Consider the following 12752-nt stretch of genomic DNA (forward strand, 5'->3'; position numbering starts at 1 on the left):
TTTGTCGAATCTGAACACGCTGTTGGACGATATGAGGCGATAAGGAGGGGACTTGTGCCGCGTGATCCGGACCGCGCCGACGCGGGCGAGGAAGGGCCAGAGGTTCATTCCGCATCCGACGCTCGAACTGACCGCCCTTTCTCATCGGCCTGGTTCGCTCTTGCGCGATGGACGAAACGCGTCGTTGCCGTTGCCACGGTTTGTTCGTCAGCGATATTCGTCGTCTGGCTTGGCGGCTTGCTCGTCTCGTCCACGCTGCGCGAGCGAACGCTCGACCTGCAACTCATCTCCGTACCCAAGGCCCTTGCGGACGATGGCTACACCTCCTCCGTCGTCACCGACCGACTGAGCGACGCGATCAATGCGATCTACAGACACACGGGTGAGCGGGCAGCACGCTCGGCGCTTGTATTGCGTCAATCGCCTCCCGAGATCGCGATCCCGAAGGCCGGCATATCGATAGAAGGACTCGCGAATTGGATGCGCGGCATGTTGCCATCCGCATGGCGCCACGACATCGCGGGCGAATTCACGCAATCGGGCCGCACGCTGACTCTGCGAGTACGGTTGAACGGCAACGTGCTGTTCTCGGATTCGGCAAGCGGAGAAAGCGCTGTCGACACGTTGATCGATAAAGGCGCGTTTGTGCTGGTCGATAAAACTCAACCCGTTTTGAGCGCACTGTATTTTTATCTGGGTGCTCATGATTTCGCACGCGCCGAATCGGCGAGTGAGCAGATCATTCAGGCGCCCTCTTCCGATCGATTGTCGGTCTCGGTCGCGCATTCGTTGAAGGCGACGATTGCCGATGATCGGTATCGCTCTGATCAGCGCAGCAAATACCAAAAGGAGCGCATGGCGTATCTGACGACCGCCATCGCCGAGTGGCGTGAGGCGATCTCCGCGGCACCCGACTATCCCGTGGCGCATGTCGGTCTGGGCAACGAGTGGCATTCACTCAGACAGGACGCCACGGCGCAGTCCGAATATCGTGAGGCGATACGGCTGGACCCTGCGTATTCGCTGGCACATACCGGTCTTGCCAACGTGTTGGCGCAGATGGACCGAAAGGACGAAGCTATCGCGGAGTACCGCAGGGCCCTTGCTCTTGCTCCCGACGACGAGAATCCGCATCTGGGTCTTGGCGACTTGCTGCATAAGATGCTCAAGAATGATGAGGCGCTCAACGAATATCGAATCGCTACGAGACTTGCGCCGCAGGAGGCATCACCTCATCAAGGTATCGCGATCGTCCTGGGAGATTTGAACAGGCAAGATGAAGCGATTGCGGAATGCAAACTGGCGATCAGTCTCGCCCCGACGCGTGCTTCGCTGCATGAAACGTTGGGAGAAGCCTTGAGAAAGATGAAGAGATTCGATGATGCGCTCAAAGAGTTTCGCACCGCGATGTCGCTCGACCCGGACGCGTCTTCGCCACATGTCGGCATGGGTGCGATTCTTTACGACGAGGGTAAGCGGGAAGACGCGCGCGCTGAATATCTGACGGCGTTGCAACTCGATCCCGCGGATATCAATGCGCATATAAACATGGGCATTCTCGAGTACGCGCAAGACAAGATAGACAAAGCTCAGGCAGAAATCCTTGCCGCATTAGCGGGCGATCCACGTTCCGCAAAGGCACACAATGCCCTTGCGCTGATCGATGAACGCACGGGCAAGACAGACGCCGCCGCAGCCGAGTACCGCACGGCGATCATGCTTGACCCGAATGACGCGGAGGCGCAAAACAACTTCGGCCAGTTGCTGCGAGACGAAGGCCGCGACGACGAAGCGATGGAACATTTCCGGACGGCTATCGCCTTTGCCCCGGCCTTTGGAGAACCGCACAATGGCCTTGGCAGCGTCTGGGACGATAGAGGCAGAAGCGATCTTGCCATCGAGGAATACCGTCAGGCAATCCGTCTTGAGCCCGCCAATGCAGGGGCACATAACAACCTGGGTAATGCGCTTCGAAAAGACGGACGGCTGGATGAAGCCGTGGTGGAATTCCTCACATCGGAGCAGCTTGCGCCCAGCATGGCGGAGCCGCACGACGGGCTTGGCCTCGTGCGCGCAGATCAGGGGCGGCAGCAGAGCGCCATCGCCGAATATCACACGGCAATTCGCCTCAACCCTCGCCTTGCGTCCGCACATAACAACCTCGGCAATATCAGGCTTCAACAGGGCAACATCGACGGCGCGGTGGCCGAGTACCGGGTTGCCATCCGGCTTAAACCAGGGCTTGCTGCGCCGCATAACGGGTTGGGCAATGCGTGGCATGCGCTAGGCATGGATGAGGACGCCATCGCTGAGTACAAGCGCGCGATTCAACTCGATCCGATGTCGGTCGATGCGCATACGGGTCTGGGAATCGTCCATGGGGCGCACGGTAGGACGGACGCTGCAGCGGGCGAATTTGAATTAGCTATCCGGCTTGCACCGCGCAACGATCTGGCGCATTACAGCCTGAGCCTCGTCTATCAGGAACAGGGGAAGTTTGACGCTGCCATCGTGGAATATTGCACGGCGGTGCGTTTAAACCCGAAGTGGGCAAGGATGCGAATGAGTCGATATGCGTTTCGCGGGGAATAAGTGTTTTTGCGCGGAGTTTCCGTGAGCGCTTCAGTTGTAGTGGGTCGAGGTCGGGAATGCAGAACGTTTTCATAGCGATGATATTGAAGAGAGGTGTCACGCTACAAAATCAAAGCAATGTTTCTAACGTAATACGCCAAAAACTTAATTTTACTCAGGGCTTTGTTTGACATTAACATCATAATGTCGATTGATATATGGCGGTATCTTGAGGGAAATCGTTAGCAAAGACCATCTCTACCAACTTGACAAAGCCGTCCGAAGCACAGGCGCCCATTCTCGATAGTGTGACCGGCGGAACGAGCGGCGTTTTCTCCGAGAACGATCTGCTCAACGGTCCTGGGGCGCGGACGCAACTCGGCTGGGTCGGTGGACGAATCGTCGCCGAGGTCATTTACGGCGTCCTTGACTCGGACACGCAGTCTTTCGTGCGCAACATGAAGGTCCCGGAGTGGAAGCCGCGCTTCGCGCCAACCGGGCCGATCTACATGAAACGTTTGCTCGATTTCATTAAACCTTAGGCACACGCGCACTCGCTTGTCTTGCGGGCGAGTGCGGATTGATCTTGTTGACACGTGTACTCTTTCGACCTTTCATGCGTGGGTGAAGCCGGCGTCGGCGATGCCGCTTCACGAAGCCGTTTCTGGTTCCGCTTGTTGCGCCGGAACATCGGCATCCGTCAGCGATGCGCGCAGCGCCGATTCAAGAATCACCGAATACCCGCAAATTTTGTCCGCCTGGTCCTGTCCGTTGATAATGCGGCGCGCGCCCAGATAGTCCGCGCCATTCGCATTGATAAAGTCGGCGAGTTTCTTGCGCGTGAAGAAGCCCTTGCGCATGCCGAGCGACATGACGCGATAGGCTGTCAACGGATCGAGCGCGCGGTCGGGATCGTCGATCAGCGCGTTGCCGAGGCCCATTTGCGATCCCATCGACGCATAGTTCGCGCGTCCAGTGAGTTGCACGTACCCCCGGCCCTTGTAGCGTGCGCCGTCGCCAGGCTGCGTATTGCCGAGCCGTTTCGCTTTGGCGGACGGCATTTCGTATTGCTTGAACCAGGTGTCATTCCCGCGTTCTGGTATGGGCTGCCATGTATCCGCGCATTCATGCTTCACCGTGGCAAACATGTAGGCCACCCATCTCACGTCGAATACGTCCGGGTCGAGTTGCACGAAGCCAAGCAGCCGATCAAGTCCGGAAACTTGCGGCGCCGAGAGCCGAACATTGAAGCCGTTTTCGTACTCGGTGAAAAACGTTTGATGATTGAACCACATGATGCGACTCTCCTTCGAATTCCGCTCGCTCGATCATTCAAGCGAACCGCGCCGCATACGCAGATCGGTCCGCTTAAAGGTTAGGCGTTGCTCGAAGGGATGCCGGAAAAAGACTGAGGATGTGTGTGAAAACGCACATGCTATGGCGGACACAATGTTAAGCGCTTATTTCACCCGCTTATTGGTGCAAGTGCCTGCGAAGACGGTTCTTTCCTCCTCCGCTGCCTTGACTTCATCAAGGCGCCCGCCTGCGTTGAAGTGCATAAGCCGAGCAACGCCGTTCAACTCGTCATCGCTTCGAGCAGGTTTGCTTACCGCAATCGGCAAAAGCCTGGACTGCGTCCGACCGACGTCGGCGTAGTGATGACCATTTACGCATGGACGGTGTCCGTCGCGTCATTACCGTTGACCTTGTTCGTCCGCGAAGTAGAACGCCGCAACCCTGCTGATGCGCGTCTTTATCGTGTTCATACTCAGTCATATCGTGACTGGACTAGCGCCGAACTTCGAGATATTTGTACTGGGTAAAACCGGCATTGCGTTTGCACATGCGGTCTTTTGGTCGATGCAAGCCTCACTCCCTCCCCTGAACCCGTCGCATGATCCGGTCAAGCGCCTCCGAATAACTTGCGAAAGCCCCCTTCTGCTGCAACTCCGCGTGAAGCTGCTCGTTGATGCCGCCGGGCGTGCTTGACTCCTTTATCATCTTCGAGAACGGTTGATCGCCTCGCGTCGTATCGTGTGCCAAGCCGACGTGATAGCCCGACAAAAACGATCGGGCCGCCTCATACGGCAGCCCTTGGCGAACGAGCCATGCAGCCTGCTCTTCCAATAGCGCATAGAAACTGGCCATGGTTGCCGTGACTGCCGACAGTGCATCGAACTGATGTTCGCTGTCTACATCGACCGCCTTACCCAATGGTCCAAAGAGCGCTCGCGCGAGTTCGCTCGGCGGACAGATGGCCGTGCTGCCCTTGCCTTCCGCGACGGCCGGCAAAGGAACCGCGCGCGCGACACTCGCGGCCGTGCGCACCATGTTGAATACTCGCTCGATCGACACGCCCGCCATGAAGCTGATGACCTGATGCCGCGCATCGAACTCGAGTTCGCCAAGCACCGTCGACGCAATTTGCGGCACGACCGCGAGACACACGACGTCGCTGGTGTCGAGCACCTCCTGATTGCTGCTGCACACCGCGACGCGCGCGTCGAGACTCGCAAGTTCGCGGCGATTTCGACATTGCGCGGCGAAAGCGCAATGTGTTCAAAAGGAACGTCGAACCGAATCATTCCGGTCACAACGGCTCGCGTGATCGTGCCGGTGCCAATGAATCCAATGCGCATAGTGCCTCGTATGGTCTGAGATGAACGGTTCAATCGAGCCCGAGCCACGTGACCTCGGGCTACATATACCGTATCGTGCCGCAACCTGCGTTGTCATGCCGCGAGCGAAAATAGCAGCCAAGCGCAGTGGCCAATGCCGCAACAACGAGCCGTCGCGACAATGAATCGGTCATCGATCGATGCGCCTAACGAACGTGCGATGCTCATCGTGCAAGCGCGCGATCGCCCGCCAAACAACGGTCCGTGGCGCGAATGGCTCCGCTTCATTTGACCAACTCGACGCCCGACGAAAACTCACTCAGTCTCGCTGCCGTTGCACAAGGCGGTGCTCGATGCCATTATCGGCGGCGATGGCCCGCGCGCGAGCGCCGCCATGCTGGAACATCTCGTCGATACGGAAGCGCGCCGTCGACGTTCCGCACGGCTGCAAGGAGACAGCGGCTCAGAGGCGTAAGCGCGCAGTGGTGCCGCGCATCATCTTTCGTTTGATCAATCGTGAGGACGTGTCATGGCGATCATCAGTGATGTCAGTAGCGACTACTTCCGCATTCCCCTGCCGGTGCCGTTGTCCGACAGCACACACGGCCTCATTCCCAATTTCGAGCTGGTCACGGTAACCGTTCGCGATGCCGATGGCGCCCAAGGCGTCGGCTACACCTACACCGTCGGGCGCAACGGCCGTTCGGTTCAGGCGGCGGCAAACGAGATCGCCGAACTGGCCCGGCATCAGGATGCGGACTTGGCCGAAGCGCTCTGGAAATCGATCTGGTGGGCCATGCATTACGGTGGGCGCGGCGGCCCGACTGTCCTCGCGCTATCCGCTTTCGACATGGCGATCTGGGACCTGAAGTCGAAGCGCGCGAACCTGCCGCTCTGGCGCATGCTCGGCGGCTACGATCCCAAGGTGCCGGTCTATGCGGGTGGTGTCGATCTGGACTTTCCACTCGATCAGTTGTTGCGCCAGGCGGAAGGTTTCATCGACCAAGGCTTTCGCGCCATCAAGATGAAAGTGGGACGCAAGAATCTGGCGGAGGACGTGGCGCGCGTCGCGGCCATGCGCGAGATGCTCGGCGACAGCTTCCCGCTGATGGTCGACGCCAACATGAAATGGTCCGTCGATGAAGCCATCCGCGCCGCGCGCGCACTTGCACCGTTCAACCCCGGCTGGCTCGAAGAGCCGACCATTCCCGACGATATCGCGGGTCACGCGAGGATCGTCAGCGAAGGCGGCTTGCCGGTCGCGACAGGGGAAAACATGCGCACGATCTGGGAGTTCCAGCAGATGATCACCATCGGTCGTGTGTCGTACCCGGAGCCCGATGTCACGAATTGCGGGGGCATCACGCCGTTCATGAAGATCGCCCATCTTGCGGAAGCGCACAACCTTCCCGTCACCAGCCACGGCGCCCATGACGTGACCGTGCATTTGCTCGCGGCGGTTCCGAATCGCTCTTATCTCGAAGCGCACGGTTTCGGGCTGGAGAAGTATCTGGCCGAACCGCTTCGTATCGAAGACGGTTTTGCTATCGCTCCGGAAAGGCCGGGGCATGGAATCGAGTTCGACTGGAATAGGCTGAAGGCGCTGAAGGCTTGAGCTGGCTGTCGCCTGCTCAAGCGAGCGTCGCGCATGTCTTCGCCAAACGATCGCATATCCCGCGATGCCCCGGCAAGCGACGCGTACGCGACGTTCACTTCTGGTTCGGCAACCGGCCACGCCTTTCTAACCTGGTTACCTTGAAGGTCACCGGACCACGCACACAGTCCGCGCCCGCGCCGAAACCTCACATCACCTTATCCAACGTGATTGGCAGATCCCGAACCCGCTTGCCGGTGGCATTGAAAACCGCATTCGCCACGGCCGCACCCACGCCAGTGATACCGATCTCGCCGACGCCACGCGCGCCCATCGGCGTGTGCGGATCGGCTTCATCGTTCCAGATGACATCGATTCTCGGGACATCGAGATGAACTGGGACATGGTAATCGGCAAGCGATGGATTGATCACGCGGCCGCTTCTCTCGTCGAATTGAGTCTCTTCCATGAGCGCAAGGCCGAGTCCCATGATGATGCCGCCGCGAAACTGGCTTGCAGCCGTCTTGGCATTGATGATGCGGCCGCAATCGAACGAACCAAGAAAACGGCTTACGCGAATCTCGCCTGTGACGACATTCACACGCACTTCGCAGAAGAGCGCGCTATGGCTGTGCATCGACCAGTGCTGCAATTCGAAAGGCATCGGGGCTTCGGCCTCTACGGTCACTTCATCGCGCTGACCGCGAGCGAGTATGGCGCCGTAGCGTTCGTGCCGGGTTTCGTCGTCGAGCGCGCAAAGGCCGCCGTCGTGGCCGCCAACATCGTCGGGCAAAAGACCGGATAGCGGCGAACTGTTGCCCGCAAGACGGAGCAGTTCCTTCACGAGCTTGTGATGCGCCGCGATCACCGCCGCGCCAATGGCCGCCGTCTGCTGCGAACCGCCCGCGAGCACCGCGCCGGGCAAGTGTGAATCGGCGTACTTGAACTCGATGTCCTCCATGGCGAGTCCAAGGCGTTCGGCCACGATTTGCGTCTGCGCGGTCGACGTTCCCATGCCCATTTCGTGCGCGGCGATGCTGACCGTCGCACGCCCCGCGCTATTGAGCGTGATGCGCGCCGCACCGCCGGGCATCCGATAGTACGGATACGTTCCCGTTGCGCAGCCCACGCCAACGAGCCAGTCGCCGTCGCGGCGTGCGCCCGGCTCGCCACGCTCGGCCCAACCGAATCGTTCACGGCCGGTCTTCCATGCCTCGACGATTCCGCGCTGGGAAAATGGCAGTCCCGTCGTCGGATCTTTCTCCGGCTCGTTCTTGAGTCGCAACTCGATAGGGTCCATGCCCATGGCGTGCGCGAGTTCGTCGATGCCGCATTCGAGCCCGAAGGTGCCGACCGCCTCGCCGGGCGCGCGCATGAACGTATTGGCCGTCATGTTCATCTTGACGGTCTCGACATCGAGCAGAAAACTGCGCGACGCATATGCGCTCTTTGCCGGCAAGATGAACGGCTCCGGCATGTTGTTATGAGGCGTCATGGCGACCGTGCCGGTATGAATCAACGCGTCCAGGGTTCCATCCGCCTGGGCACCGAGCGCCACGCGTTGCTCGGTGAGCGTGCGTCCACCGACGATGCGATATACGCCCTCGCGCGTCAACATGATCCGCACCGGGCGTTTCACGAGTTTCGATGCAGCCGCGGCCAAAACCTGGTGTTGCCAAATGGTCTTGGAACCGAATCCGCCGCCGACATACGGTGACGTGACATGCACGTCCTTCTCGTCGATGCCGAACACCTGCGCAATGGTCCACGCTTCGTGCGCGACCGCCTGCACGGTATCGTGGATACGCAGCGTCTCGTCCTTCCAATAGAGCGTCGCCGCATGCAGTTCGATTGGATTGTGATTGTGACGCGGCGTCGTGTAGCGCACGTCGATCTTGTGCGGCGCGGCGGCGAGCATTGCCTCGGCATCCTTGATCTCGAGCTTGAGCGGCTCGCCCTGAAACACGCCCGGCTCCGAGCCGTGCGCCTTCGCTGCCGCCAAGGACGTCACCGCATCGCCTGAGGTCTCGTACGTCACCTGTATCAGCGACTGCGCGTGGTCCGCCTGCTCTTGCGTATCGGCCAGCACGAGCGCAACCGGTTGACCGTTCCAGTGAACCTGATCGTCCTGCATGATCGGCACATCGTCGCCACCCGCGGCCTTGGGCTTCGTCATGAACGCGGGCATCGGCTTGAGACGCGGCGCGTTCTTGTACGTCATCACGAGCACGACGCCCGGCGCGGCGTCCGCCGCCGACGTATCGATCTGCACGATGCGGCCGCGCGCTATCGATGCGTACTTGAGTGCCGCGTACGTCATGCCATCGACTGGAAACTCGGCCGAGAAGGTCGCCTGACCGGACACCTTCAACGGTCCGTCGATACGGCTAACCGGTGCGCCGATCAGCCCGTGCTTGTGAAGGATCAAAGGGTCCGGCTTGCCGCCGGGAATGAAGCTATCGGGTGCGAGGGCGATGGCTTTTTTCATGACCGCCTGCGCGGCGTCCTTGAGGATAGGCATTAGCGGATCTCCTTGCGAGCGGTCAGTTTGACCAGTGTGTCGGCGATCACGCGCTGACCCAGTTCGATTTTGAAGGCGTTGTCGCGAAGACCTCGAGCGGACGCGAATTCCGCCGCTGCGGCAGCGCGATACGCGGCTTCGGTCGCGGGTTCATCCTTGAGCGCCGCTTCGAGCGCGAAGGCGCGCCACGGCTTGTGCGCGACACCGCCCAGGGCGACCTTCACCTCCTTGACCATGCCGCCCTGCACGTCGAGAACCGCCGCCACGGAAACGAGCGCGAAGGCATAGGAAGATCGATCACGGACTTTGCGATAGGCGGATCGGCCCGCCGATTCAGGCGGCAACGTAACGGCCGTAATCAGTTCGCCTGCTTCGAGCACCGTTTCGATGTTCGGTGTGTCGCCGGGCAGGACGTGAAGATCGACCAGGGGAATACGACGCGCGCCATTGAGGCCTTCGACTTCCACGTTCGCGCCGAGTGCGGCGAGCGCTACCGCCATGTCCGAGGGATGCGTGGCCACGCACGCGGAGGACGCGCCGAAGATGGCGTGCATGCGGTTGAATCCGTCCATTGCATCGCAGCCCGAACCCGGCTCGCGCTTGTTGCAGCGGGCGGCATCATCGTAAAAGTAGCCGCAGCGGGTACGTTGCAGGAGATTGCCGCCGACCGTTGCCATGTTGCGAATCTGCGCGGAAGCGCCTGCAAGGATTGCCTCGGACAATAGCGGGTAGCGTTCGCGCACGCGCCGGTCAGCGGCCACGGCGGTGTTCTTTACGCCGGCGCCGATTCTCAGGCCGCCGTCATCCGTGTCGTCGATGGCGCATGAGAGGCCCGTGATATCGATTAGCATCGTCGGATGTTCGATCGTCTCTCGCATCAGATCGACGAGATTGGTGCCGCCGCCTAAGTACTTTGCATCCGAACGGGCGCCGGACGTCAACGCCGCCTGCTGATCCAGGGCGCGTTCATAGGTGAAGGGATTCATTGTTCGACCCCTTGCTCGACGGACTCTTTCTGCGTCTGAACCTTTCCGAACGTGATCTGAATGGCGTCGACGATACCGTTATACGCACCGCAGCGGCACAGGTTTCCGCTCATCCGTTCGCGCAGTTCCGCATCGGTCAGTGAGAAGCCTTCCGCACTCACGTCCTCGCTGACATAGCTCGGCACGCCGCCTCTCAACTCCTTTTCCATTCCGATAGCCGAACAGATTTGACCGGGCGTACAGTAGCCGCACTGAAAACCGTCATGCTCGACGAAGGCTTCCTGAAGTGGATGAAGCGCGCCCGGTGCGCCGAGTCCCTCGACGCTGGTGATCTCGCGGTCCTGATATTGAACGGCCAACGCGAGGCAACTGTTGATGCGCGTGCCATCGACCAGCACCGTGCAAGCGCCACATGCGCCTTGATTGCAGCCTTTTTTAGCGCCGAAAAAATGGAGATGTTCACGCAGCAGATCGAGCAGCGACGTTCTTGGATCGAAGTCCAGGTCGACTGCCTTGCCGTTGATAACGAAATGCATGATTGCTCCCGTTGAATTAGAGCTCGCGCCGAGAGGCGGTGTACTGGCTATTGAAGCGAAATGAGGTGCGCCCGGCGACCCTCGTCGAGCTTGCCCGGACCATTAGGCAAGCGCTTGTCTTCCGTCGATCAGAACTGTTTGATCAGACGCGTCCTTCGGCAAGATCTCGGCTGTTGAATATCCGAATAACGCTTGAGACGCCTGTTAGCAATTCATGGACCTCATCTGTCGCAACGGTGCTGGGGCTCTAGGAAACAACCAGTCGCCTTTGGCAGCCGCTTGGCGGATTTTGTCCCCATCCTGACCGCAAGCATTCTCGTTTCCCGCAAAAAGCCCGCTTATGATGGGACTTTCCAATCAAGGAGCGTCAAAAATGTCCGCCACCCTTCCCCGCTCGGCTCTGATCATCATCGACGTACAGGAATCGTTTCGTCAGACCCCCGACTGGTCGGATGCCGATCTGCCTGCCTTCAAGAGCGCCATCCTGCGTCTGGACCGTGGCGCGCGCGAAGCCGGCATTCCAGTCGTCCATATCTTTCACATCGGCAAGGCTGGTCCGTTCACCAGGGAATCCGGCTTTGCCGTGCCGCAGGAGTGGTTGCCGGGCGCGCCCTCCGTGGTCTTCGAAAAACACACGCACAACGCGTTCACCGATACCGGCCTCGATCTCTGGTTGCGTCGCCGGCAGATCGATCATCTCGTCATCACCGGCATCCGCACCGAGCAATGCTGCGAGACCACGACGCGCGTAGCCTCCGACATCGGCTATACGGTCGACTATGTGACCGACGCCACGCTCACCTTCCCGATGACTCACGCGACGAGCGGACGCGTCTATTCGCCGGCGGAAATCAAGGCGCACACGGAACTGGTCTTGCAGAATCGCTTTGCACGCATCGCCAGCGTCGACGATGCGCTCGCCAATTGGCAAACGCCACGCGCGGCATGAAGCCCGCGACATCCGTATGGTTCGTGCTGACGCCCTCCGTGCTGATGCTCGATTATGCGGGCCCCGCCGAGGCTTTTCGCATGGCGGCCGAATCCGGCGCTTCGTTCGACTTGCATCACTGCGGCCCGCTGCCTCGCGTCGCGACCTCCATCGGCACGTTTGTCGATGGCCTCGAACCGCTGCCCGACAAGCTGCCGCCGAATAGCCTCGTCATGGTCGTCGGCACCACGGAATCGCCCGAGCCCGGCACGAGCGCGCCCTTCGATGCGGTCGCGCATTGGCTGCGAACCGCGCCGCGCGACGACACGCGCATCGCCAGCATTTGTTCCGGCGCCGTGCTGCTCGCGCGCGCGGGCTTGCTCGCCGGGCGCCGCTGCACCACGCACTTTGCGTTAATCGATCTGCTCAAGCGCGAGGAACCCACGGCGCGCGTGCAGGACGACTGCCTGTTCGTCGATGACACCGACGTGCTGACGAGCGCCGGCATCACGGCGGGCATCGACTTGGCGCTTCATGTGATCGAGCAGATCGAGGGGGCGGAACTGGCTGCGTCAGTGGCGCGACGTCAGGTGATGTACCAGCGCCGCGCAGGCGACGAATCGCAACTGTCGCCGTGGCTTGCGCATCGAAATCACATGCATCCGGCGGTACACAGGGCACAGGACGTCATCGCGCGGGACCCCGCGCGCGCGTGGAGCGTGGCCGAGCTTGCGCAGGCCGCGCATGTCAGCCCGCGGCATTTGAGCCGGTTGTTCGCGGAGCATGCGGGCGTCACCGTGCTGGCGTATCAGCAAAGTCTTCGCGTGGCTCGCGCGCAAAGATTGCTGACGAGCCCGGAGCTGTCGATAGAACGCGTGGCCGAGCAATCGGGGTTCGCGTCGGTACGCGACTTTCGCCGTGTCTGGAGGCGATATCACGATACGGCACCGCGCGAGTACCGGAGTGCAAGCGCAGTCTGAGCAGCACGTCGAACGATC

At 60.5% G+C, this 12752-nt stretch carries 10 protein-coding genes; 5 read left to right on the forward strand and 5 right to left on the reverse strand.

Annotated elements, in window-relative coordinates; genetic code table 11:
• Positions 1–54: 54 nt before the first annotated feature.
• Both LDZ28_RS21030 and LDZ28_RS21035 read left to right on the forward strand, forming a co-directional pair.
• Positions 55–2592: a tetratricopeptide repeat protein gene (locus LDZ28_RS21030; RefSeq protein WP_244830375.1), complete on the forward strand. Its 2538-nt coding sequence runs from the start codon at positions 55–57 to the stop codon at positions 2590–2592.
• A 245-nt stretch (positions 2593–2837) separates the two neighbouring features.
• Positions 2838–3113 (forward strand): hypothetical protein, encoded by a 276-nt coding sequence (locus LDZ28_RS21035; protein WP_244830377.1) that lies wholly within the window; start codon positions 2838–2840, stop codon positions 3111–3113.
• 108 nt (positions 3114–3221) lie between these two features.
• Here the strand turns inward: LDZ28_RS21035 and LDZ28_RS21040 are convergent, their stop codons facing one another.
• Together LDZ28_RS21040 and LDZ28_RS21045 are read right to left on the reverse strand one after the other, a co-directional pair.
• Positions 3222–3866: a hypothetical protein gene (locus tag LDZ28_RS21040; RefSeq protein WP_244830378.1), complete on the reverse strand. Its 645-nt coding sequence runs from the start codon at positions 3864–3866 to the stop codon at positions 3222–3224.
• Between the two features lie 574 nt (positions 3867–4440).
• Entirely contained in the window at positions 4441–5061 is a 621-nt protein-coding gene (locus LDZ28_RS21045; RefSeq protein WP_370652243.1) for a pyrroline-5-carboxylate reductase dimerization domain-containing protein, read from the reverse strand.
• Positions 5062–5718: 657 nt separating this feature from the next.
• Between LDZ28_RS21045 and LDZ28_RS21050 the strand changes: the two genes are divergently transcribed.
• Positions 5719–6804, forward strand: a complete 1086-nt coding sequence (locus tag LDZ28_RS21050; RefSeq protein WP_244830379.1) for a mandelate racemase/muconate lactonizing enzyme family protein — start codon at positions 5719–5721, stop codon at positions 6802–6804.
• Positions 6805–6991: 187 nt separating this feature from the next.
• Here the strand turns inward: LDZ28_RS21050 and LDZ28_RS21055 are convergent, their stop codons facing one another.
• From LDZ28_RS21055 to LDZ28_RS21065, 3 genes are read right to left on the reverse strand one after another with little or no spacing between them, the layout of a single operon-like run.
• On the reverse strand, positions 6992–9304 hold the full coding sequence (locus LDZ28_RS21055) for a xanthine dehydrogenase family protein molybdopterin-binding subunit (RefSeq protein ID WP_244830380.1): 2313 nt from the start codon (positions 9302–9304) through the stop codon (positions 6992–6994).
• On the reverse strand, positions 9304–10290 hold the full coding sequence (locus LDZ28_RS21060; RefSeq protein WP_244830381.1) for a xanthine dehydrogenase family protein subunit M: 987 nt from the start codon (positions 10288–10290) through the stop codon (positions 9304–9306). The genes LDZ28_RS21055 and LDZ28_RS21060 overlap by 1 nt, the downstream gene beginning before the upstream one ends.
• Entirely contained in the window at positions 10287–10826 is a 540-nt protein-coding gene (locus LDZ28_RS21065; RefSeq protein ID WP_244830382.1) for a 2Fe-2S iron-sulfur cluster-binding protein, read from the reverse strand. The genes LDZ28_RS21060 and LDZ28_RS21065 overlap by 4 nt, the downstream gene beginning before the upstream one ends.
• Positions 10827–11199: 373 nt before the next feature.
• Between LDZ28_RS21065 and LDZ28_RS21070 the strand changes: the two genes are divergently transcribed.
• Together LDZ28_RS21070 and LDZ28_RS21075 are read left to right on the forward strand one after the other, a co-directional pair.
• Entirely contained in the window at positions 11200–11775 is a 576-nt protein-coding gene (locus tag LDZ28_RS21070; RefSeq protein ID WP_244830383.1) for an isochorismatase family protein, read from the forward strand.
• On the forward strand, positions 11772–12734 hold the full coding sequence (locus LDZ28_RS21075; RefSeq protein ID WP_244830384.1) for a GlxA family transcriptional regulator: 963 nt from the start codon (positions 11772–11774) through the stop codon (positions 12732–12734). The genes LDZ28_RS21070 and LDZ28_RS21075 overlap by 4 nt, the downstream gene beginning before the upstream one ends.
• The last annotated feature ends 18 nt before the right edge of the window (positions 12735–12752 follow it).

It is taken from the genome of Caballeronia sp. TF1N1, from assembly GCF_022878925.1.
In the GTDB taxonomy this organism is placed as follows: domain Bacteria; phylum Pseudomonadota; class Gammaproteobacteria; order Burkholderiales; family Burkholderiaceae; genus Caballeronia.